This is a genomic window from Microbacterium sp. GXS0129 (genome assembly GCF_044769785.1).
GTDB lineage: Bacteria > Actinomycetota > Actinomycetes > Actinomycetales > Microbacteriaceae > Microbacterium > Microbacterium nymphoidis.
Map to the genome: position 1 here is coordinate 84,593 of NZ_JBIZVZ010000005.1, position 21,628 is coordinate 106,220.

The 21,628-nt window shown below is 67.5% G+C and carries 21 protein-coding genes; 10 read left to right on the plus strand and 11 right to left on the minus strand.

Translation table 11 applies throughout. The features are described 5' to 3' along the window. The first annotated feature begins 58 nt into the window (after window positions 1–58). The 3 genes from ACIQJ5_RS14745 (at window position 59) to ACIQJ5_RS14755 (ending at window position 3,346) form a co-directional block, all read left to right on the plus strand. Complete coding sequence (locus tag ACIQJ5_RS14745; RefSeq protein ID WP_231092794.1) at window positions 59–1,786, plus strand: acyl-CoA dehydrogenase; 1,728 nt, start codon at window positions 59–61, stop codon at window positions 1,784–1,786. A gap of 103 nt (window positions 1,787–1,889) precedes the next feature. Beyond that, window positions 1,890–2,591: an SGNH/GDSL hydrolase family protein gene (locus ACIQJ5_RS14750; RefSeq protein WP_231092793.1), complete on the plus strand. Its 702-nt coding sequence runs from the start codon at window positions 1,890–1,892 to the stop codon at window positions 2,589–2,591. A gap of 107 nt (window positions 2,592–2,698) precedes the next feature. Then, the gene (locus ACIQJ5_RS14755) at window positions 2,699–3,346 is read left to right on the plus strand and encodes a hypothetical protein (RefSeq protein ID WP_402845009.1); all 648 of its coding nucleotides are present in this window, start codon (window positions 2,699–2,701) and stop codon (window positions 3,344–3,346) included. Between the two features lie 56 nt (window positions 3,347–3,402). On the opposite strand, the gene ACIQJ5_RS14760 is transcribed toward ACIQJ5_RS14755, so the two are convergent. Then, window positions 3,403–3,930, minus strand: a complete 528-nt coding sequence (locus ACIQJ5_RS14760) for an Lrp/AsnC family transcriptional regulator (RefSeq protein ID WP_231092791.1) — start codon at window positions 3,928–3,930, stop codon at window positions 3,403–3,405. Window positions 3,931–4,087: 157 nt separating this feature from the next. On the opposite strand from ACIQJ5_RS14760, the gene ACIQJ5_RS14765 reads away from it, so the two are divergent. The 6 genes from ACIQJ5_RS14765 to ACIQJ5_RS14790 all read left to right on the plus strand — a co-directional run bounded on the left by ACIQJ5_RS14765 (window position 4,088) and on the right by ACIQJ5_RS14790 (window position 10,452). After that, a complete protein-coding gene (locus ACIQJ5_RS14765) occupies window positions 4,088–5,005 on the plus strand; it encodes an ABC transporter permease (protein WP_231092790.1) in 918 nt (305 codons plus the stop codon). 25 nt (window positions 5,006–5,030) lie between these two features. Then, window positions 5,031–6,212 carry an ABC transporter permease gene (locus ACIQJ5_RS14770; protein WP_402845011.1) on the plus strand — a complete coding sequence of 394 codons (1,182 nt, stop codon included), beginning with the start codon at window positions 5,031–5,033 and terminating at the stop codon, window positions 6,210–6,212. Window positions 6,213–6,216: 4 nt separating this feature from the next. Continuing rightward, window positions 6,217–7,239, plus strand: coding sequence for an ABC transporter ATP-binding protein (locus ACIQJ5_RS14775; protein ID WP_402845013.1), 1,023 nt, complete (start codon window positions 6,217–6,219; stop codon window positions 7,237–7,239). Further along, on the plus strand, window positions 7,232–8,185 hold the full coding sequence (locus tag ACIQJ5_RS14780; protein WP_231092787.1) for an ABC transporter ATP-binding protein: 954 nt from the start codon (window positions 7,232–7,234) through the stop codon (window positions 8,183–8,185). Before ACIQJ5_RS14775 ends, ACIQJ5_RS14780 begins: the two co-directional genes overlap by 8 nt. Before the next feature lie 49 nt (window positions 8,186–8,234). Further along, window positions 8,235–9,878, plus strand: coding sequence for an ABC transporter substrate-binding protein (locus tag ACIQJ5_RS14785; RefSeq protein WP_402845015.1), 1,644 nt, complete (start codon window positions 8,235–8,237; stop codon window positions 9,876–9,878). A gap of 115 nt (window positions 9,879–9,993) precedes the next feature. After that, window positions 9,994–10,452 carry a hypothetical protein gene (locus tag ACIQJ5_RS14790; RefSeq protein WP_402845017.1) on the plus strand — a complete coding sequence of 153 codons (459 nt, stop codon included), beginning with the start codon at window positions 9,994–9,996 and terminating at the stop codon, window positions 10,450–10,452. Window positions 10,453–10,918: 466 nt separating this feature from the next. Here ACIQJ5_RS14790 and dnaB read toward each other — a convergent pair whose 3' ends face one another. From dnaB to ACIQJ5_RS14830, 8 genes are all read right to left on the minus strand, one after another. Then, complete coding sequence (gene dnaB / locus ACIQJ5_RS14795) at window positions 10,919–12,295, minus strand: replicative DNA helicase (protein ID WP_231092875.1); 1,377 nt, start codon at window positions 12,293–12,295, stop codon at window positions 10,919–10,921. Window positions 12,296–13,176: 881 nt separating this feature from the next. Next, window positions 13,177–13,629 (minus strand): 50S ribosomal protein L9, encoded by a 453-nt coding sequence (gene rplI, locus ACIQJ5_RS14800; protein ID WP_231092784.1) that lies wholly within the window; start codon window positions 13,627–13,629, stop codon window positions 13,177–13,179. An 11-nt stretch (window positions 13,630–13,640) separates the two neighbouring features. Next, complete coding sequence (gene rpsR / locus ACIQJ5_RS14805) at window positions 13,641–13,895, minus strand: 30S ribosomal protein S18 (protein WP_040168021.1); 255 nt, start codon at window positions 13,893–13,895, stop codon at window positions 13,641–13,643. A gap of 37 nt (window positions 13,896–13,932) precedes the next feature. Then, a complete protein-coding gene (locus tag ACIQJ5_RS14810; RefSeq protein ID WP_402845019.1) occupies window positions 13,933–14,448 on the minus strand; it encodes a single-stranded DNA-binding protein in 516 nt (171 codons plus the stop codon). A gap of 5 nt (window positions 14,449–14,453) precedes the next feature. Then, window positions 14,454–14,825, minus strand: a complete 372-nt coding sequence (rpsF, locus tag ACIQJ5_RS14815; RefSeq protein WP_231092782.1) for a 30S ribosomal protein S6 — start codon at window positions 14,823–14,825, stop codon at window positions 14,454–14,456. 179 nt (window positions 14,826–15,004) lie between these two features. Then, window positions 15,005–15,667 carry a peptidase M23 gene (locus ACIQJ5_RS14820; RefSeq protein ID WP_402845022.1) on the minus strand — a complete coding sequence of 221 codons (663 nt, stop codon included), beginning with the start codon at window positions 15,665–15,667 and terminating at the stop codon, window positions 15,005–15,007. Window positions 15,668–15,739: 72 nt separating this feature from the next. Then, on the minus strand, window positions 15,740–16,237 hold the full coding sequence (locus ACIQJ5_RS14825; protein ID WP_402845024.1) for a GNAT family N-acetyltransferase: 498 nt from the start codon (window positions 16,235–16,237) through the stop codon (window positions 15,740–15,742). Window positions 16,238–16,381: 144 nt separating this feature from the next. Next, window positions 16,382–17,662: a hypothetical protein gene (locus tag ACIQJ5_RS14830; protein WP_402845026.1), complete on the minus strand. Its 1,281-nt coding sequence runs from the start codon at window positions 17,660–17,662 to the stop codon at window positions 16,382–16,384. 75 nt (window positions 17,663–17,737) lie between these two features. Here ACIQJ5_RS14830 and ACIQJ5_RS14835 point away from each other — a divergent pair, with 75 nt between their 5' ends. Continuing rightward, on the plus strand, window positions 17,738–18,868 hold the full coding sequence (locus tag ACIQJ5_RS14835) for a hypothetical protein (RefSeq protein ID WP_402845028.1): 1,131 nt from the start codon (window positions 17,738–17,740) through the stop codon (window positions 18,866–18,868). 75 nt (window positions 18,869–18,943) lie between these two features. Here the strand turns inward: ACIQJ5_RS14835 and ACIQJ5_RS14840 are convergent, their stop codons facing one another. Together ACIQJ5_RS14840 and ACIQJ5_RS14845 are read right to left on the minus strand one after the other, a co-directional pair. Continuing rightward, entirely contained in the window at window positions 18,944–20,635 is a 1,692-nt protein-coding gene (locus ACIQJ5_RS14840) for an ABC transporter ATP-binding protein (RefSeq protein ID WP_231092777.1), read from the minus strand. Beyond that, window positions 20,632–21,627 (minus strand): ABC transporter permease, encoded by a 996-nt coding sequence (locus ACIQJ5_RS14845; protein WP_231092776.1) that lies wholly within the window; start codon window positions 21,625–21,627, stop codon window positions 20,632–20,634. The genes ACIQJ5_RS14840 and ACIQJ5_RS14845 overlap by 4 nt, the downstream gene beginning before the upstream one ends. Window position 21,628 lies beyond the last annotated feature (1 nt).

The window sequence follows — 21,628 nt, forward strand, 5'->3', positions numbered from 1 at the left end:
AGACCGCGTGTCACGTACACTGAACCTCAGTCTCATCCATCGCCCTGAGGAGCATGCCGTGGCCGACGCATCCGAGTACCGCGCACCTATCGAGGACTATGCATTCCTGCTGAACGAGCTGTTCGGCGAGGACATCGTGTACCGTGCCACCGATGGAGCGCTTTCCGCCGACGACGGCGTCGAGGTGCTCACCGGTGCCGGCGAGTTCGCGAGCGCGGTCCTCGCACCGCTGGAAACGGTCGGTGATCGTGAGGGCGCTCGTTTCGAGAACGGTAAGGTGCACCTTCCCGCGGGCTTCGCCGACGCGTACCGGCAGTTCGTGGAGGCGGGCTGGATCAGCGCGGAGGCCCCCGAATCCGCGGGGGGCGACGGTCTTCCGGGCGCGATCCGCGCCGGCCTGGGCGAGATCTGGAACGCCTCCAACGCGGCGTTCGCGCTGTGCTGGCTGCTCACCGCGGGACAGATCCATGCCCTCGACGCCCACGCATCGGATGAACTGCGCGAGATGTACCTCACCCGGCTCGTTTCGGGCGAGTGGACCGGCACGATGAACCTCACCGAGCCCGAGGCCGGCACGGATCTCGGCGCCATCCGCACTCTGGCAACCCCCCGCGATGACGGCAGCTGGGGCATCTCCGGTCAGAAGATCTTCATCACCTGGGGCGATCACGACGTGGCCGAGAACATCGTGCACCTGGTGCTCGCGCGCACGCCCGGAGCGCCCGCCGGGGCCAAGGGCCTGTCGCTGTTCGTCGCCCCGAAGTTCCTTCCGAACCCCGACGGCTCCCTCGGCGCCCGCAATGCGATCACCACCGTGTCCATCGAGCACAAGCTCGGCATCCACGGCTCCCCCACCTGCGTGCTGTCCTACGAGGACGCGACCGGCTACCTCGTCGGTGAGGTGGGCGGGGGCCTCGCGGGCATGTTCATCATGATGAACTCCGCACGCGCCGGCATGGGCTTCCAGGCGACCGGTATCGCCGATCGTGCACAGCAGCTCTCCCGCTCCTACGCCGCGATGCGCGTCCAGGGTCCGGTGCTGGATCGCCCGGCCGGAGCCACCATCGCCGAGCATCCCGACGTGCGTCGTCTGCTGCTGTCTACCTCCAGCGAGATCTTCGCGATGCGCGCTCTCGGCGTGTACTCGGCCGACCTCCTCGACCGCAGCGAGAACGACGCGTCGCTCCGCGCGATGGCGGAGTTCTTCGTTCCGATCCTCAAGGGCTGGACCACCGAGGAGGCGCTGCGTCTCACCAGCGACGCCATCCAGGTGTTCGGCGGTATGGGCTACATAGAGGAGACCGGTGCCGCCCAGCACTACCGCGACGCACGCATCACCCCGATCTACGAGGGCACCACGGCCATCCAGTCGAACGACCTCGTCGGCCGCAAGACCATCCGCGACGGCGGAGCCACCGCCGCGGCGCTCCTCGCGTCAATCGAGACCACCATCGCCGATCTCGGCGCGCTGGCTCACCCCGTGGCCACCCGCTCCGCACGCCGGCTGGAACGTGCCGTGGAGGCAGCCCGCCAGGCGACGACGGATCTCCTCGGCTTCGCCGCCTCACCACGTGACGCCGCGGCGGTCAGCGTCCCGTACCTGATGCTCCTGGGCACTCTCGCCGGCGGCTGGATGCACGCCCTGGCCGTCATCGCGGTGCTGCGCCACGAGTCGCCCGCGGCCGACGACGCCGGGCGCCTGACCGCCGCCGACTTCTACGGCGCGCACCACCTCCCCCGCGTCGCCGCCTACGCCGAAGCGGTCGCCGCGGGCGAGATCGCCTGAGTCGCAGGGGCATCATGCGTGAACCCGGTGCCGGAGGGTCGTCTCCGGCACCGGGTTCGCGCGCTGCAGCCCCTGACCGGCCGATCCCGAGAGACTGGTACCCATGTGGAACTCTGAGGCCCGCCGCCTGCGTTCGCTGCTGTCCGCCGCAGACCCGATCACGTGGGTGCACACCGGCGACTCCATCACCCATGGCCTGGTGCACACCCAGGGCGCACGCAACTATGTCGACCACCTCCATGAGCTGGTGCGCGGGGATCTCGGCCGCTCCCGCGACGCGATGATCAACACGGCGATCAGCGGCTGGCGCACGGCGCAACTGCTCGCCGACTTCGATCAGCGCGTCGCCCGGTGGCGTCCCCACATCGTGACGCTGATGATCGGCACCAACGACTGCTCGGCCTCCGGAAAGGTGCCGCTGATCTCGGCGGAGGAGTACGCTGCGTCACTCGATGACTTCATCGCGCGCGTCCGACGACTGGGCGCGATCCCCGTGCTGCTCACGCCGCCTCCGGTGGACGAGCTCCATGCCCCCGAGCGGGCCCGCGTACCCGAGTTCGCCGAGGCGATGCGCGCCACCGCGAAAGCCCACCGAGTGATCCTGGTCGACGTCTTCGCGCGGTTCCAGGATCGCGGACGGGGGCGGATCGACGGCATCCCGTGGCAGCTCCTCGCCGATCCGTTCCACCCCAACGCCACCGGCCACGCACTGATCGCGCTCGAGGTCGCCACGGTCCTCGGGCTCGCCCGCAAGGATTCCGGCACCCTCACGCGGCTGCGCGGCATCGTCGGGGACCCGCGCTGATCGGGCCGGCGGCGAAGCCCGCACCCACGCTCGGTCGCCTGACCTGCCTATACTGACTGCTGGTCCGCGAGTCATCGGGACTCGCGGACAGGGATTCAGGGGGAATCATGAAGCGGACATCACTGTTGCTCGCCGGACTGCTCACGGCGGGTGCCATCGCTCTCAGCGGATGCAGCGCACCCGCGTCCGACTCCGGCGACACCTCGCCCAGCACCCCGGCCGCTGAGCCGACCGCGGAGGGCACGCCCATCACCGAGGAGCCGAGCGCTTCGCCCACAACGGATGCACCCGCATCCTCGGGTGAGATCGAGAAGATCACCGTCACCTCGCCGACTGTCACCGACCCGGCACGTGAGGACACCGCGACCGCCACGGCCATCGCCTTCGGCTTCACGGGTTCGGGAGACTGGGCCACCGCGCCCGGCGGTGCCACCTACGTCGGTGTGGAGTACACGGTCTCGCGCGGCGAGAAGTACTACGGCGGCGTGAGCTGCACCTCGCTCCAGCTCGCCACCTCGGACATGAACGTCCCGACCTCGGACATCACCTCCTCGGTGAAGGACGACATGGTCGCGCAGGGCCTGACGCCCCTCGACGACGTCGAGAGCGGTGCGACGGGGACCGGGTGGTGCATGTACTACGTGCAGAACCCGACGAAGGACAACCTGACCGTCAGTTACACGCGACTCGCGGCGAAGGACGGCGACAAGGAGATCCCGGCGCTCGACGAGAAGATGCCTCTCACGGCGGGCTGAGCTCGCCACCCGGATGCCGGCGCGGAGTGATCCGCGCCGGCATCCGTCGTCTCCGCTCAGCGTGCCCGCGAGCGGACGAAGCGGGTCTTCCCGGCCGCCTGGCCGTCCAGCACCTCGGCGGGGGCACGCCCCTTCCCCACCGGCAGGGCCGCGAGCGCGCGCTCCTCGTCCATGAGGAACACGGTCTCTGTCGACTTGATCGAGGGCCACTGCGCCAGCTGCACGGATACCAGCAGGTGGATGTCGGTGACGTCGGTGGCGCGCACGAGCAGCATCGCATCGTGTTCGCCCGTGATCACCGCGAAATGCTCGAGTTCCTGGATCTCCCCCAGCGATGCTCGAAACTCCGCCCAGCGGCTCTGTTCGATCGTGACGAACACCAGCGCCGACACCCCCAGTCCGACCGCGCGAGGGTCCACCTCCGCGGTGAACCGCGTGATCACGCCCGCCTCCACCAGCCGCTCGAATCGCTGATACGCGTTCGATCGCGAGATGCCCAGCTCGGCCGCCAGGGCGTTGACCGACATCCGCCCGTCCACACGCAACAGGTCGATCATGGCGCGATGCGTCTCATCGAGCTTCATTCTGTCCTCCCGGAGAACGTCGAAGTGGGCAAAATCTGGACGAATTGTCGGATTAGGCGGGCGATGCAGAAACGTTACGGCGATTCTATGGACTGAGTTGGTACGAAACGGTGGGATTGCAGAATAATCTCAGGTACCAGACGACAGGGAGGTGGCCGTGGCGAAGTATGTGATGAAGCGGATCGCCTTCATGCTCGTCGCTCTGTGGATCATCGCGACGCTCACCTTCTTCATGATGCACGCGATCCCGGGCGGACCGTTCACGTCGGATCGCAATCTGCCCCCCGCCGTCGAAGCCGCGCTGCAGGCGAAGTACCACCTCAACGACCCGATCATGGTGCAGTACGGCACGTACATGCTGGGGCTCCTGCGCCTGGACCTCGGCCCCTCGTTCAAGTACGAGGGCATGCAGGTGAACGAGCTGATCGGCTCCGGGTTTCCCATCTCGGCGCAACTCGGTGTGCTCACCGTCGCGTTCGCGCTGCTCATCGCCCTGCCCCTGGGAATCGTCGCCGCGGTGCGCAACGGCCGCTGGCAGGACTTCGTGACCATGGTGCTCGCGACGATCGGTGTCGCCCTGCCATCCTTCGTCATCGCCACGCTGCTGATGTACGTGTTCTCACTGAAGCTCGGCGTGTTGCCCGCCTTCGGCCTCGACAGCCCCGCCGCGTACATCATGCCGATCATCGCCGGCAGCGGGTTCGCGCTGGCCTTCATCACCCGTCTGGTGCGGGCGAGCCTGCTCGAAGAACTCGGCCGCGACTACATCCGCACGGCGAAGGCGAAGGGGCTGCGCCCGAGCGCCATCGTGCTGCGCCACGCACTGCGCAACGCGATGATCCCCGTGCTCGCGGTTCTCGGGCCCATCCTCGCGGGCCTCATCACCGGCTCGTTCGTCATCGAGAAGATCTTCGCCATTCCCGGTCTCGGGCAGCACTACGTCAATTCAATCTCGAACCGTGATTACACGGCCATCATGGGCGTCACCGTGTTCTACGCGGCGATCCTCATCGCAATGATGTTCCTGGTCGACATCCTCTACAGCCTGATCGACCCGCGGATCCGGCTGAAATGAGCGAGCGCAAGATGGAGTTCGTCTCATGACCCAGGACATCACCGCCGCTGCCCCGGCCGACCCGTGGGCCCCGGCCACTCGCACGCCCCGTGACGCGGAGCAGCTGCGCCGCCCGAGCGAGTCCTTCGCGCGCCGTGCGGTCACCGGCTTCCTGCGCCGGCCCTCCGCCGTGACCGGGGTGGTGGTCGTCGTCATCATGGCTCTGTTCGCGCTGATCGGGCCGGCGCTGTCGCCATACTCGTACGACGAGCAGAACCTGGACCACGTCAATCTGCCACCGGTCATGCAGGCCACCGACGTCGACGGCCGGCTCTTCGTCGCGACGCAGAGCCTGACCCTCGTGGAACTGGATTCCGGCGGCCATCTGGTGGGAACCATCGGCGGTGGCGTGGACGATCCGGTCGCCAAGCGGATGACCTTCGACATCGGCGGCGGTGAGGAGCTCACGATCAACTACCGCGTGAAGCCGCCCACCCTGATGCAGGACGGCAAGACCATCACGCACTCCACGACGATGTGGAACACCGACCACGTGCTGGGAACCGACGGGCTGGGGCGCGACATGCTCACCCGCCTGATGTTCGGCCTGCGCATCTCTTTGCTCATCGCCCTGATCGCCATGGCCGTGAACCTCGTGATCGGCGTGATCTACGGCGGCATCTCCGGCTACATCGGCGGGAACGTGGATGCGGTGATGATGCGCTTCGTCGACATCGTCAGCACCATCCCGCTCATCCTGTACGTGGTGCTGATTCAGGTGCTGATGGCCGGCTCCAGCGGATTCCTCAGCATCGTGATCGCCCTGTCGACGGTGTACTGGGTCGACATGGCGCGCGTGGTCCGGGGGCAGGTGCTCACGATCCGCCAGCGCGAGTTCGTCGCCGCCGCGAAGACCATGGGCACCAGCGACGCGCGCATCCTCGGCCGGCACATCATCCCGCACGTGACGGGCTCGATCGTGGTGACCGCCACCATGCTCATCCCTTCCGCCATCTTCATCGAGGCGTTCATGAGCTTCATCGGCCTGGGTGTGGCACCGCCCATGGCGAGCCTCGGCACCATGTCCAACGATGCGCTCGCGACGCTGCGCTCCTCGCCGTTCCAGCTGTTCATCCCGGCAGGTGCCATCTGCATCCTGATGTTCGCCTTCAACTTCATCGGCGACGGGCTGCGCGACGCGCTCGATCCCCGGCAGAACAGGTCGTGACGACATGAGCACGAACGTCCTCGAGGTCCGCGACCTCCACACGTCGTTCTTCACCCGCAAGGGTGAGGTGAAGGCCGTCCGCGGCGTCGACTTCACGCTCGCTCCCGGCGAGACCCTGGGGATCGTGGGCGAGTCCGGCAGCGGCAAGAGCGTCACCGCGATGTCGATCATGCAGCTGCTGGCGCACGGCGGTCGCATCGTCGCAGGCTCCGTCACGTTCGACGGAAAGGACCTCGCCACGGCGTCGGATGCCGAACTTCGCGCGGTCCGCGGCGCGCGCATCTCGATGATCTTCCAGGACCCGATGTCGAGCCTGAACCCGCTGATCCCGGTGGGCAAGCAGGTGCGAGAGCTGCTGGACACCCACGAGAAGATGACCAAGGCCGAGGCCAAGGAGCGCGTTCTCGAGCTGTTCCGCATGGTGCGCATCCCTGAACCCGAGCGCCGCTATTCGGCGTACCCGCACGAGTTCTCCGGCGGCATGCGCCAGCGCGTGATGATCGCGATGGCGCTGGCGTGCAACCCCGATGTGCTCATCGCCGATGAGCCGACCACAGCGCTGGATGTCACCATCCAGGACCAGATCCTGCGTATCCTCCGGCGCCTGCAGGCCGAGCTCGGGATGAGTGTGATCTTCATCACCCACGACCTGGGCGTGGTGGCAGAGGTCTGCTCGCGCGTGGCCGTCATGTACGGCGGGACCATCGTTGAGGAGGGGACGCTGGAGGAGATCTTCTCGCACACCGCGCACCCGTACACGCTCGGCCTGCTCGCCTCCGTCCCGCGCATCGACGGTGACCGGGACCAGCGGCTCGCCTCGATCCCGGGCACCCCGCCGGATCTCATGTTCCCGCCGCAGGGCTGTGCGTTCGCCGATCGGTGCGCCTACGCGCGACAGATCTGCCAGACCACTCCCCCGCCGGCCACCCGGCTGTCCGACACCCACGTGTCGCACTGTCATCTGCTCTCTCCGGAGGCGCCCAGCGAGAACAACCCGCTCACCCAGGTGAGGAGCGCTCATGCTTGAGGTCGAGGGTCTGGTCAAGCACTTCCCGGTCAGCGGGAAGCGGGGTGCCGTGGTGCACGCGGTCGACGGCGTGAGCTTCTCCGTGGGTGCCGGCGAGACGCTGGGGCTCGTGGGCGAGTCGGGCTGCGGCAAGTCGACGGTCGCACGCACCGTCATCCGGATGTATGAGCCGACGGCGGGCAGCATCCGGCTGGGTGGCGTCGACATCGCCCGGATGAAGGACCGCGAGCTGCGCCCGATCCGACCCCAGATCCAGATGATCTTCCAGGATCCAGCTTCGTCGCTGAACGACAGGATGACGGTGGGAGAGATCATCGCCGAGCCGCTGATCGCACAGCGCGTGGTGCGCAACGCGCGTGCGGCACGCGACCTCGTGGGCGACATGCTGGAGGCGGTCGGGCTGTCCGGGCAGCACATCGCGCGCTACCCCCACGAATTCTCCGGCGGCCAGCGTCAGCGGATAGGCATCGCACGCGCGCTCATCCTCAACCCTCGCGTCGTGATCGCCGACGAGGCGATCTCCGCACTGGATGTGTCGGTGCAGGCGCAGGTCATCAATCTGCTCCGCGACTTCCAGGAGGAGCGCGGGATCACCTACCTCTTCATCGCGCACGACCTCGCGATGGTGCGCCACGTCTCCGACCGGGTCGGCGTGATGTACCTCGGTCAGCTGGTGGAGCTGTGCGAGAGCGAAGAGATCTACCGCAACCCGCTCCACCCGTACACACAGGGCCTGCTGAAGGCGGTGCCGATCGCCGATCCTTCGGCGTCGAGCCGTCGCGTCGAGGCGTCCATCGATGGCGACCTGCCCAGTCCCATCACGCCGCCGAGCGGGTGCCGTTTCCGCACCCGTTGCCCGCTCGCACAGGACATCTGCGCGACCGTCGTCCCCGAGATGCGCGATACCGGAAACGGACATCAGGTCGCGTGCCACATGGTCTCGTGACGGGCCCGCGCCCGTCGCACAGCAACACCACAATCGAAGGAGTAACGCAATGAAGAAGCTCGCTCTGGGCGCCACGGCGCTCGTGGCGGTCGCGGCCCTGCTGCTCAGCGGCTGCTCCGCCGGGGACACCGGCGGCGGGGGCAATGACACAGCCGCAGCCGACCAGAAGATCGTGTTCGCCGTCAACGAGGAGGCCGATAGCCTCGACCCGGGAGTGACGAGCAACAGCTTCGCCTCCCCCGTGATCATGAACACCTTCGAGCCGCTGGTGACCTACGACGCCAAGAACGAACTGGTGGGCGGCCTCGCAGAGACGTGGGACGTGAGCGCCGACGGCCTCGAGTACACGTTCCACCTGCGTCCGGATCTGAAGTGGTCCGACGGCAGCGCGCTCACCTCCGAGGACTTCCTGTACTCGTGGTTCCGCGTGCTCGACCAGGACCTCGCCGGGCAGTACGCGAACCTGCTCACCGACTACATCGTGGGTGCCGCGGAGTTCTACGCCGGAACCGGCGACAAGGAAGCCGTGGGCATCACTGCTCCTGACGCGAACACCTTCGTCGTGAAGCTGAAGACCCCCACGCCGTTCTTCCTGCCGATGCTGAACATGTACCCGTTCAACGCCGTCAAGAAGGACGTCGTCGAGGGCAACGCCGACACCTGGGCGAAGAAGGCCGACACCTACGTCAGCAACGGCGCCTTCATGGTCAGCGACATGACGTTCGGCAAGAGCATCACGCTGGTGAAGAACCCGAACTACTGGAACGCCGACAAGGTCAGCCTCGAGGAGATCACCCTCCGCGTGATCCCCGACCAGGCGACGGCCCTCACGGCGTTCGAGTCGGGCCAGGTCGACGGCATCTCCGCCGTGCCCACCGATGATCTCCCGCGCCTGAAGACCGACAGCGAGGACCTCTACACGGTTCCGCAGTTCGGCACGAGCTACTTCATCATGAACCTCACCAAGGCTCCCTTCGACAACCCGAAGGTTCGCCAGGCGCTGAGCCTCGCGATCGACCGTCAGGCCCTCATCGACAAGGTGCTGCAGTCCACCGACAAGCCGGCCACCGGCATCGTCGCCCCCGGTTATGTGCTGGACGGCACGGACTTCACCGAGGACCGGCCGGACTGGGGCATCACGCCCACCGGTGACGTCGAGGCCGCACAGAAGCTCCTCGCCGAGGCCGGTTACCCGAACGGTGAAGGCCTGCCGCCCATCGAGCTGTCCTACTACACGGACGACACGGTGAAGAAGGTGACCGAGGCCCTGCAGCAGATGTGGAAGAAGAACCTCGGCATCGACATGACCATCACCACCCAGGAGTGGAAGGTCTACTACGACGGCATCAAGGCCGGCAACTTCGACATCGCGGCGATGGGCTGGGGCGGCGACTACCTGCACCCCATGACGTTCCTCGCCGGATGGGCCAGCGGTTCCGAGCTGAACAACGCGAAGTACTCCAACCCGGAGTTCGACGCACTGCTCACCCAGATCAACTCGGAGACCGACGCCGCCAAGGGCGCCGAGCTCATGCACCAGGCCGAGGACATCCTCATCGGCCAGGACAGCGCCCTCATCAACACCTACTACCGTGCGCGCAACGTGATGTTCGCGCCCACAGTGGAGGGCTGGACGCTCACCCCGCTCAGCACTCTCTACTTCAAGGGCGCGCAGGAGGTCGCCGCTCAGTAAGCGCGACGACGGAAGGCGGGGCGGGGATCGCAGATCCCCGCCCCGCCTCTGTTCTGGGGCGTTCGGGACGGAGAGCGCCATAGGCTCGACACATCGATCGGCGAAGGGCTCACACATGGACACCGAGAACCTCGACAACGCACCCGTGCTGGTGACGGAGCTCGACCGCATTCATGCTGAATCGGGCGAAGCGGGCCAGGACGGTCAGATCGCGGTGTGGCAGGCTGCGGCACGGTTGGGGCTGTGGTTCTTCGTGAACCGGGGCACGCCGGACTCCCCCACCCCCTACGCTGTGCAGCCGCCGGGAATGGGTCCGGTCATCTGTATCTACAGCTGCCGGGCTCGAGCACGGGAGGCGGCGACGCAGCTCGGTCAGGACGCGTCGGTGGTGCTTGCGCTGCCCACGCCCCGCGCGATCGACTACCTGGAATCCCTCGCTCCGCACGGTGTGGCCGGGGTCGTGCTGGACAAGGAGCACATCGGCATCTGGTCGCCGCTCGGGAACCTCTCGCGCATGCGCGACTGGCTGGTGCCGCAGACGATCATCGGCCGCGCGCCGCGCGAGGAAAGCTGACGGGATCGGTGGCGGCTCCCGTTTCCGGACGGCTTTGCGATCCGCGGACGCGCCGGTAGGCGGCAGCCGAGTTGGCGCCCCGCAGTCCAGGGCGATTGGCGAGATGCTGAACCCCGGGTCCGCGCCACGGCGGCGCGGCGGATGACTGGCCGGCAGCGTCGTTCATGAGCGGCACTGAGTCCATGACTGGGTGCGGTATCCATGACGGATCCGGCGAATACGTCATGAACTCGCGACGTGGTCATGACCTCACGACGTCGTGCCCCGGCTTCCCGTCTTCATGGGGCAGTGGGGATGCGCCCGGCGACGTGGACGGCGTATCGACTTCACGCTCATGATCGGCGTCGAATCCATGACTGGTTGCCGAATGAATGATGAATCCAGCGGATTCGTCATGCATTCGGGACCTGATCATGGTTTCGCGCCGACGTTGACTGCTGTCCCGGCGCCCCCGCGCCGGTTCGCCTCAGTCGAAGCCGCCGCCGTCGTCGGGACCGGGGCCGCCGGGAGCCTCCCCGGGGGCCATGTCGGTGAAGCGGGAGTAGTGGCCCTGGAATGCCACGGGGACGGTCGCGGTGGGTCCGTTACGGTGCTTGGCCACGATGAGGTCGGCCTCGCCGGGGCGCACGTCCTTGTCGTAGGCGGACTCGCGGTGCAGCAGGATGACCATGTCGGCGTCCTGCTCGATGGAGCCCGACTCACGCAGGTCGCTGATGGCGGGCTTCTTGTCCTGCCGCTGCTCGGGACCACGGTTCAGCTGTGACAGGGCGATGACAGGCACCTGGAGCTCCTTGGCGAGCAGCTTCAGGGCCCGCGAGAACTCCGAGACCTCCTGCTGACGCGACTCGACGCGCTTGCCGCTCGTCATGAGCTGGAGGTAGTCGATGACCACCATCCGCAGGCCCACGCGCTGCTTGAGCCGACGGCACTTGGCGCGGATCTCGACGAGCGTCATGTTGGGGCTGTCGTCGATGTAGAGGGGGGCGTCGTTGATGCGTCCTCGCGTGGCGGCGACCTGCGTCCAGTCACGGTTGTCCATCATGCCCTTGCGGAGGTTCTGCAGCATGATGCCGCCCTCCGCGCTGAGCAGACGCATGGCGATCTCGGCGCGGCCCATCTCGAGCGAGAAGAAGATGGTGGGCATCTCGTGCTTGATGGCGGCGGCTCGGGCGAAGTCGAGCGCGAGCGTCGACTTTCCCATGGCGGGACGCGCGGCCACGACGATCATCTGACCGCCGTGCAGACCGTTGGTGAGCTCGTCCAGCTCGCGGAATCCCGTGGGGATTCCGGTCATCTGACCGTCGCGCCCGCGTGCCGCCTCGATCTCCTCGACGGCGGCGTCGACGGCGATGGTCAGGGGGACGTAGTCCTCGGCCGTCTGCTGCCCGGTGACGCCGTAGATCTCGGCCTGCGCGCTGTTGACGATCTCTGTGGCGTCTCCCTCCCCGGCGTAGCCCATCTGCACGATGCGTGTACCGGCGTCGACGAGGCGGCGGAGGAGGGCCCGCTCGGCCACGATGCTGCCGTAATAGCCCGCGTTGGCCGCCGTGGGGACAATCGAGGTGAGGGTGTGCAGGTAGTCGGCTCCCCCGGCACGCTGCAGATCGCCCGTCTTGATGAGCTCATCCGTGACGGCGACCACGTCCGTGGGCTCGCCGTGGGAGTACAGCGAGAGGATCGCCTCGTAGATGACCTCGTGCTTGGGGATGTAGAAGTCGGTGCCCCGAAGCGTCTCGATGACATCGGCGACCGCGTCCTTCGACAGGAGCATGCCGCCCAGGGTGGACTGCTCGGCGAGCAGGTCGTGCGGTGGCGTGCGCTCGGGGCGCGGAGCCCCACCCATCCGGTCCTCCGTGATGTCAGCGATAGACACACGCACTCCTTCCCCGCGCCGGGCGCAACGACGTGACGGGAGATGCAGCCCGCCGGTTCCGACCGGAATCGCTTTCCAGCATCAGATCACGGGCCTCCGACATCCTCTGGATCGAGAGGTGAGGGACACGCGCGCGGGAACGAGATCCGGTCGTGAACCCACGCTAGGACCGACTCCTCCACAGGTCAAATGGCCCTGTGGATAACTCTGTGGAGAGGATGCGTGAAACGCCGTTCGAACTGTGGACAAACCCTGGGGAGAACTGGGGATAACTTGTGGACTGCCAACTTTTTTATGTAAGTTGATCGGGGCTTTCTCCGTCCACACCCGGTCTGGGGAAAGAATCTTGAAGTGGTCGTTGAAAGTTAACGCCAGCCGGGCGCGCCCTGTGTACAAGTCGGGGGATAACGGGGAGGGGATCCTGCTCGTATGAGCGGCGCGGCATGTTAACCACCGTGCCGGTGTGCGCCGCAGGATTGCGCTGCGTCGAAGGGGTGCCGACGAGATGAAACCGTCGCGACGCTGCTCGCCCTCGCCTCACCACGCTGTCCTCGGTTCGCGGCGTCGAGGCCCGGCGCGACGCCGCCGACGCACCGCCACACCGCACGCCTCCACAGCACCGGCACACCGCGCCTCCACAGCACCGCCCCACCGCGCCTCCACACCGCCTCCACACCGCACCACCACACCGCCTCCACACCGCGCCTCCACACCGCCGCCACAGCACCGACGCTCCGGGCGGCAGCGCGCCGGCTGCGCGCGGATAGCGGCACCCGCGCGTCGATCGTCGTCGGCACAGCGCAGAGCGCCCCTCCTCCCGAAGGAGAAGGGGCGCTCTGCGGTGTAGCTGCTTACTTGGCAGCGACGACCTGAAGGGTGATGACCGCGGTCACGTCGTCGGTGAGACGAACGGTGGCCTCGTGCTCGCCCGTCGACTTGATCGCGGAGGTGATGTGCACCTTGCGCTTGTCGATCTTGCCCAGGCCAGCGGCCTCGACGGCGTTCGCGATGGTCTCGGTCTTCACCGAGCCGAACAGACGGCCCTCGGCGCCGGCCTTGACAGCCACGCGGACCTTGGCGCCCTCGATGCTGTTCTTCAGCGCGACGGCCTCATCGTGGTCGTGAATCGCACGAGCCTGACGAGCGGCCTGGATCGAAGCGACCTGCTTCTCGCCACCGCGCGTCCAGTTGACGGCGAATCCCTGGGGAACGAGGTAGTTACGGGCGTACCCGTTCTTGACCTCGACAACATCACCGGCGCTACCGAGCCCGGCGACCTCATTCGTGAGAATCAGCTTTGCCATTCCGGTGCTCCTTAGCGGCCAGCGCCGGCGTAGGGCAGGAGTGCCATCTCGCGTGCGTTCTTGATCGCCTTGGCGATCAGACGCTGCTCCTGCACCGAGACACCGGTGATACGACGGGCGCGGATCTTCCCACGCTCCGAGATGAACTTGCGAAGGGTTGCGACGTCCTTGTAGTCAATGACGCCAACCCGGATCGACTTCGCGGGAGCGGCGTTCTTCGCGCCCTTCCGCGGCTTGCGGCGGTCGCCGCTCGACTTTCCAGCCATGGTTTTTCCTTATCGAGAATGTGTGCCCGAAGGCGAATCAGAACGGGGTGTCGTCGCCGTAGGCGCCGGGAGCTGCCCAGCCGTCGCCGCCCGAGGAACCCGGGGTCGACCAGGGCTCGTCCGAGACCTGCTGCTGGGGGCGGCTCTGGCCGCCGCCACCACCGAAGCCTCCGCCGGCACCGCCGGACGAGGCTGCACGGGTGACCTGAGCCGTCGCGTAGCGCAGCGAGGGGCCGATCTCATCGACCTCCAGCTCGATCGCCGTGCGGTTCTGGCCCTCGCGGTCCTGGTAGGAGCGCTGCTTCAGGCGACCCGTCGCGATGACGCGCGAGCCCTTCGTCAGCGATCCGGCGACGTGCTCGGCGAACTCACGCCACACGCTCGCACGCAGGAACAGCGCTTCGCCGTCCTTCCACTCGTTCGCCTGACGGTCGAACGTACGCGGGGTCGAGGCGATCGTGAAGTTCGCCACCGGCAGCCCGTTCTGCGTGTAGCGCAGCTCGGGGTCTGCCGTGAGGTTACCCACGACGGTGATGATCGTTTCGCCGGCCATCGTGATTACGCGTCCTTCTTCGGAGCCTTAGGCTTGCGCGCGGCCTTCTCCTCGGCGCGCTTGGCCTCAGCAGCGACCTGAGCGATCGCCTCTTCGGCACGCAGCACCTTGGTGCGCATGACGAGCTCGCTCAGCTTCAGCTGACGGTCGAGCTCCAGCGTGGCCTCGCTGGTCGCGGTGAAGTCGACGACGGCGTAGATGCCCTCGTTCTTCTTCTGGATCTCGTATGCAAGACGGCGCTTGCCCCAGACGTCGACCTTGTCGATCGAGCCACCATCGTTCGTGATGACCTTCAGGAACTTGTCGAGGTTGGGGGCCACCTGGCGCTCGTCGAGCTCGGGGTGAAGGATCACCATGAGTTCGTACTGGTGCGTCACAGACCCACCTCCTTCGGACTAATCGGCCGCGAAGACTTTCTCCGCGGCAGGAGGGTGTGTTGCACGTGCCCGGGCAAAGTGAGCCCAGGCAACCACAACAGCCTACCGTACGGATCGGGGCGGGAACCTCCGAGTCCGCACAGCACTCCTCGCACGCCCTGGCGGAGGCGGCGCGGGGGTCAGGACTGCGCCAGTGCGGCGACCACCGCGACCGCCGACTCCCAGTACTTCGCGTAGTGCTCCTCGTCGCTGTTCACCTGGACGAGGTGGGCGACGATGGTGGGCTCCAGGTTGTCGCGGTCCGGGACCTTGCGCAGCATGGCGGCGTAGAACAGGCGGGCGCTGGTGGGCGGATCAAGTCGCTCGTCACGCGATCCCCACCAGTCCTGCTGCTGGAAGAGCCCGAGCGACGACGTCGGCGAACCGTCCGGATTGGTCCGCTGCGAGGTCTCCCAGTCGCCGTAGTCGATGTTGCGCAGGCTGGACTCACCCATGGCTGTCATCACGGCGATCGCCTGGTCGCGAGGTCCGAGCCCCAGCTGGTTGCCGACGTCGATGATCACGGCTGCGTTGACCAGCTGCTCCTGGTCGTAGCCGTCCACCGTCATCGCCGGCACGGCGGATGGATCGACGCTGACGCTCACCACGTCGGGGAGCACGGGCGCCGGGGGAGCGGTGGCGATGACGGCGATCGTGATGCCGGCCACACCGACGATCGACGCCAGGATGACCCCCCGCAGCCGCCACTCGCGACGGACCGCCTGCTGCTTCTTCGTGAGGCGGCGCTTTCGCGGTCGCTTCCGGCGCTGCGGCGCGGAGCGTCGCGCACCTGCCCTCACCACGCGGCGCCTCCCGTGATGCACCGGGTGCACCGGTCCCGGGCGGTGGTGGTCTCGGGCTCGGAGGTCATCCGCTCACTCCAGCACGCCGGCACGTGCGTGCACTGTCTCACCGCCGTGAGGTTGCCCTGCATCGGCAGGGCGCGCGGAGCGTACGAGGATGTCATCGACACCGTCCGCGCTCACCAGCACGAAACCGTGCCGTTCGTACAGGGGACGGGCGCGTGACCCGTCGAGCACCTGAAGCTGGACGTCGCGATCGGCCACCTCCGCGAGCACGATCTCCAGCACCGCGGAGCCGATGCCCCGGCCCTGTGCCACGGGCTCGAGGTAGAACATCTCCAGCCAGACCGCGCCGCCTTCGGGGCGCATCGTGATGGTTCCGACACGCTCGTCATCGTCGCGCACGATGCGCGTCCAGGCGGGGGAGAAGTGATCGCGGACACGCTGGGCGGATCGACTCGGGCTCCACGCCCCGACCGCGCGCTCCAGGTCGGCTCTCAGCACGGTCGCCTTGAGATCGATGACGTAGTCGACGTCGCCGGGGGCGGCGGGAATGAGGGTGATCACCACCCATCCAGCTTCGCATCCATCGGTGCACCGCCGGAGACGCACACGGGGCGACGCCCACAGGAACGAGCACGGCCGTCCCCGGAAGGCACCGAGGCTCATTCCGCTCACGGCATCGACAATCGGGCGCTGTGTCCGGCGTGGCGGCTAGCCCGTGGGATCCTCCAGGACCCGGTCGGTGCGCTGCGTCTCCGCATCCCGCACCCCGAAGGCGGCGAGCACCCGGCGCGCGATGCCCGCCTGCAGTGCCACGGCGAGCACGGAGCCCGCGATGCCCGCCGCCAGAAGGACGCCGCCGACCCACGCGGCCGGCACCCGAGCGTCGATGTCGATTCTCGCGGCATGGACGGCCACGTACGTGAGAACCGACAGCGGCAGCGACGCGGCGATGAGGGTCCGCGCCCAGCGCCGCGGGGCAGGATCATCACCCAGCACCACGCCGAGGTCGTCGCGAGAGGGACGCTCCTGGCGCACCTCCACCCCGCGCAGCATCCGGACGATCGCGTGAACCCGAAGAACGACCACGAGACCCGTGATCGCACTGCCGAGGATCGCGATGCCCAGACCGACCGCGAACAGCACGATCCAGATGTAGAGGGTCTCCTGGAGCCAGAGCGGCGGTGTGGACACTCGTCGTAGGGCATCGTTGGGCTGCCACGCGGTGAGCACGAAGAGCGCCACAACCATCAGGGCGGTGCCGGGCCACGTCACCACCCGACCCGCGAGCACCACCCCGCGGAAGCGGGGGACAGGCGTGATCGTGAGCCGGGACGATCGTGCCGCCGCTGCGTTGTCCGCGCGCACCACGGCGCCTCGCGCCCACACCTGCGCCGCGCGACCCGATGCTTCCTGCAGCCGACGGTTGGCGGCGCCATGCGGGGCATTGGCCCGGATCAGCAGAACTCCGATGACGGCGATCAGCGCGGACGCCCCGAAGATCATCACTCCCACTCCGCCGTCGTTCTCGAAGAACATCACGAAGAAGGAGATGACCGCCAGCAGTCCGAAGATGGCAGCCAGCACCCAGCCCATGCTCACCATCACGGCGTTGTGACTGCCCGCGCCCAGCTGCACGCGCTGGTACCGCGGGGGGACGTCGTGCGGCGTCCGCTCCGCCCCGCGATGCATGGAGCGCAGCACCCCGATCTGCTCGGCCCGGTGGGCGAGCGGCCAGATGAGCAGTGCCACGACGAGGATGCCGGATACGAGACCCAGCAACCCGCGGGCGTCGTTCGGGAAGCCGAGATCCTCGATCGGATAGTCGATCTGCTCGTGCAGGATGCCCAGTACGAGGGCGATCACAAAGGTGACCCCGGCGCCGAGGAGCGCACCGATCGACGCGTCGCGCAGCGTCGCCGCCAGCGAGCCGAGCCACCCCGGCGCATAGGCAACGAATCGATCCTGTTCCGTTGTCGAATCCCCCCGCACGCAACAACCGTATGCGCTGACGAGCACAGGCTCCACCCAGCCGAGGACGGATCGGGCCGCGGATATCCTGACGGGATGATGGCCATGAGCTCCTCGTCCGTGCCCCGACACGGTGACGAGGCCGACCGTTCCGGACTCCGCACCGACGCGCTCACCGGGCCGATCCGCTTCGGCGACGTCCGCCGGTACGCCCGCGCGGTGCGATCGGAGTTGCCGAAGCGGCTGTCGTCCGGAGCGCGGTACCTCGTGCTCATCGGCGTGCTGCTCGCGTTCGTCATGCTGATGATGGTGTGGCCGATGCTGGAGGACCTGCTCGGCGGTGACGTGGACGCGGCGGACCTGGGCATCATCGCCATCGCGCTGATCGCACCGCTCGGCGTCCTCGTGGTGTGGGTGTGGCTGTGCGTGCGTCTGATCCGCGAGGACCGTCGCCGCTACCGGCTCCACCGCTTCGCCGCGGACAACGGCTGGCGCTACGATCCGTGGCTGCCCACCAGCTGGTACCACGGGATGTACGCGATGCCCGGCGCGGTCGAGGACGTCTTCGACAGAACGGTGATTCCCGGGGCTTCGCCTGTGGAGGTGGCCACGTATCGGGGCACCACAGGGACCGGCAAGAGCCGCACGATCCGGCAAACCGACTACGTACGGGTGCAGCTGGGGGTGGTCCTGCCGCACATCGTGCTGGACGCGCGAGCGAACGATCGACCGTTCGGACGCACCAACCTCCCGATCGGCCTGACCTCCGATCAGCGCCTCATTCCGGAGGGCCCCTTCGCGGATGCGTTCCGCCTGTACTGCCCCAGCGGATACGAGACCGATGCCCTCTATCTGTTCCCGCCGGACGTGCTGGCCGTCATGCTGGATCACGCCCGCGACCTGGACGTCGAGATCGTCGACGACACGCTCTATCTGTGCGCGCCGAAGAACGTCGTCAGCACGGATCCCCAGCGCTGGCAGTCACTGCTCACCGCCGTGGACGCGATCTCCGCAAAGGCTCGTCAGTGGGAGGCGTGGCGAGATGACCGCCTCACGCCCGATTCGGCCGACCCGCTGGACCGCCCGATCGGCGTCGCCCCCGCAGGACGCCGACTCCGCCAGCGGTTCGAGTGGTGGTGGGTGATCGCCAGCGTGCTGCTGCTCGGCTTCGGCCTGTACTCGCTGATCAGCGACTTCGTGACCTGGCTGATCTCGCTCGGCTCGTAACCACACCGCGATCGAGGGCCCGCGACGCAGGTCGCGGGCCCTCGATCTCATATGCCGATTACGGCATGTGGCGCATCACTGACCGCGCGACGCCGCGCGAGCCTTCTCCCAGTCGGCCCGGCGGAGCTCCTGCGCCACCGGGTCCGGCACGGGAAGCGAGGCGAGCAGCTCCACCGTGTAAGGATCGGCCGGGCGGTTGAGCACCTGCGCCGTCGTCCCCTGTTCACGAATCACCCCGCGCTGGAGCACGATGATGCGATCGGCGACCTCGTCGATGACAGCAAGGTCATGACTGATGAACAGGCAGGCGAAGCCGAGTTCCTGCTGCAGCTGCACGAACAGCTCGAGCACTTTGGCCTGCACCGACACATCTAGCGCGCTGGTGGGCTCGTCCGCAATGAGCAGCTTCGGGTCCAGCGCCAGTGCCCGTGCCAGCGACGCACGCTGACGCTGCCCACCGGACAGCTCATGCGGATAGCGGTCACCGAAGTTGGTGGGCAGACGCACCGCATCCAGCAATTCGTTCACCCGCCCCCGCGCCTCCGCCGTCGATCCTGCGCGGCCGTGCACGACCAGCGGCTCGGCGATGCAGTCGGCGATCGTCAGCAGCGGATTGAAGCTGGTCGCCGGATCCTGGAACACGAAACCGATGTCCGCTCGCTGCGCGCGAAGCTGACGCGGTTTCACGTGGAACATCTCCTGGCCGAGCACAGTCATGGAGCCGCCGACCACCTGCGTCAGCCCCACCATTGCGCGGCCGATGGTCGTCTTGCCCGAACCGGACTCGCCGACGAGACCGACCACTTCGCCCGGACCGATCCAGAAGCTCGCACCCTTCACGGCGACGACGCCCGCGGTTCCGAAGCGGCCGGGGTAGCCGATCTGGACGTTGTCGGCGACCACGAGGCTGCCGGTGGGCGGCGACGTCGGGGCCTCAAGCGCAGGATCCTGGGTGGCGGACTTGCCCCTGCCGACGTGGGGCACGGCGGCCAGCAGCTCCCGCGTGTACTCCTGCTGCGGGGCGGCGAACAGCTCCCGCACGGGCGCCTGCTCCACGATGTCACCGCGGTACATCACGATGACCCGGTCAGCGAGATCCGCGACCACCCCCATGTTGTGGGTGATGAGGACGATGGTGGCACCGAACTGATCGCGGCACCGGCGGAGGAGATCGAGGATCTCCGCCTGAACCGTGACGTCCAGGGCCGTGGTCGGCTCGTCCGCGATGATCAGTCCGGCGTTGAGCACCAGCGCCATCGCGATCACCACACGCTGCTTCTGCCCGCCGGAGAACTGATGCGGATAGTCGTCGATGCGCCGCTCCGGATCGGGGATACCGACCCGTCGCAGGATGTCGATGGCCTGCGCGCGCGCGTCCTTCCGGTTGATCGTGCCGTGAGCGCGCAGGCCCTCGATGATCTGCCAGCCGATGGTGTACACGGGGTTGAGCGCCGTGGACGGCTCCTGGAACACCATTGCCGCGTCGCGGCCCCGCATGGCGCGCAGCTGCTTGTGCGTAGCGTGCACGACGTCGGTCTCCCGCCCGTCGCGGCCGCGGATGACGACGGCTCCGGACATGGTCGCCGTCTCCGGCAGCAGACCGAGCAGCGTGTTCGCTGTCACCGTCTTGCCGGATCCGGACTCGCCGACGATGGCCACAACCTCGCCGGCATGCGCCTGCAGGTCTATGCCGTTGATGGCATGTACGGGCTCGCCATCCGTGGCGAACGTGACCCGCAGATCACGGATCTCTGCGATGTCGGTCATGCCGCACCTCCCGCCCGGCGACGCTTGCGCAGTCGCGGATCGCTCAGGTCATTGAGGCTCTCACCCACGAGGGTGATGCCGAGAACCACCAGCACGATGGCGATGCCGGGGAACACGCCGGTCCACCAGATGCCGCTGGTGACGTCGGCGATGGCCCGGTTCAGGTCGTAGCCCCACTCTGCCGCCTGCGTCGCCTCGATGCCGAAGCCCAGGAAACCGAGGCCGGCCAGCGTCAGGATCGACTCCGAGGCGTTCAGCGTGATGACGACGGGAAGCGACCGCGTGGAGTTGCGCAGCACGTGACGGATGAGGATGCGCCCGGTCGGAACGCCGATGACCTTGGCCGACTCCACGAAGGGCTCCTGCTTCACCCGCACCACCTCGGCGCGGATCACGCGGAAGTACTGCGGAACGAACACCACGGTGATCGAGAGCGCCGTCGCCATCACCCCGCCCCAGAGGTTGGACTGCCCACGACTGATCACGATGGTCATGACGATGGCCAGCAGCAGCGACGGGAAGGCGTAGATCGCGTCGCAGATGACCACGAGGATGCGATCGAGCCAGCCGCCGAAGTATCCGGAGATCAGGCCGAGGGCGATGCCGAGGAAGATCGAGCAGACGATGCCGGCGACGATCACGAGGAACGCGGTCTGCGCACCCCAGATCACGCGGGAGAACACGTCGAAGCCCGAGACCGTGGTGCCGAGGATGTTCGTCGCGTTCGGCGGCTGCTGCGTGCCGAACGACGTGCCGTCCGGCAGCTTCTGCTGCGCCCAGCCGAAGGGGGCGATCAGAGGGGCGAACACGGCGATCAGGATGAACACCGTGACGATGATGAGGCCGGCCACCAGCATGCCGCGCTGCAGGCCGACGCTCTGTCGCAGTTGCGAGATCACCGGCAGGCGATCCTTCAGCGGTCGCTTCTGGGGCGCGATGGCCGCGAGCGTCGAGGTCTTCGGCGTGGGCAGGTCGCGAGAGGACTCGGACATG

Excerpts from the sequence above, each read along its gene's own strand:
- ACIQJ5_RS14760 (WP_231092791.1), bottom strand. The coding sequence starts at position 3,930 with ATGAAGCTCGATGAGACGCATCGCGCCATGATCGACCTGTTGCGTGTG.
- ACIQJ5_RS14750 (WP_231092793.1), top strand. The coding sequence starts at position 1,890 with ATGTGGAACTCTGAGGCCCGCCGCCTGCGTTCGCTGCTGTCCGCCGCA.
- rpsR (WP_040168021.1), bottom strand. The coding sequence starts at position 13,895 with ATGGCTGGAAAGTCGAGCGGCGACCGCCGCAAGCCGCGGAAGGGCGCG.
- dnaB (WP_231092875.1), bottom strand. The coding sequence starts at position 12,295 with ATGGGTGGGGCTCCGCGCCCCGAGCGCACGCCACCGCACGACCTGCTC.
- ACIQJ5_RS14810 (WP_402845019.1), bottom strand. The coding sequence starts at position 14,448 with ATGGCCGGCGAAACGATCATCACCGTCGTGGGTAACCTCACGGCAGAC.
- ACIQJ5_RS14755 (WP_402845009.1), top strand. The coding sequence starts at position 2,699 with ATGAAGCGGACATCACTGTTGCTCGCCGGACTGCTCACGGCGGGTGCC.
- ACIQJ5_RS14785 (WP_402845015.1), top strand. The coding sequence starts at position 8,235 with ATGAAGAAGCTCGCTCTGGGCGCCACGGCGCTCGTGGCGGTCGCGGCC.
- ACIQJ5_RS14840 (WP_231092777.1), bottom strand. The coding sequence starts at position 20,635 with ATGACCGACATCGCAGAGATCCGTGATCTGCGGGTCACGTTCGCCACG.
- ACIQJ5_RS14770 (WP_402845011.1), top strand. The coding sequence starts at position 5,031 with ATGACCCAGGACATCACCGCCGCTGCCCCGGCCGACCCGTGGGCCCCG.
- ACIQJ5_RS14790 (WP_402845017.1), top strand. The coding sequence starts at position 9,994 with ATGGACACCGAGAACCTCGACAACGCACCCGTGCTGGTGACGGAGCTC.
- ACIQJ5_RS14780 (WP_231092787.1), top strand. The coding sequence starts at position 7,232 with ATGCTTGAGGTCGAGGGTCTGGTCAAGCACTTCCCGGTCAGCGGGAAG.
- ACIQJ5_RS14835 (WP_402845028.1), top strand. The coding sequence starts at position 17,738 with ATGATGGCCATGAGCTCCTCGTCCGTGCCCCGACACGGTGACGAGGCC.
- ACIQJ5_RS14845 (WP_231092776.1), bottom strand. The coding sequence starts at position 21,627 with ATGTCCGAGTCCTCTCGCGACCTGCCCACGCCGAAGACCTCGACGCTC.
- rplI (WP_231092784.1), bottom strand. The coding sequence starts at position 13,629 with ATGGCAAAGCTGATTCTCACGAATGAGGTCGCCGGGCTCGGTAGCGCC.
- ACIQJ5_RS14775 (WP_402845013.1), top strand. The coding sequence starts at position 6,217 with ATGAGCACGAACGTCCTCGAGGTCCGCGACCTCCACACGTCGTTCTTC.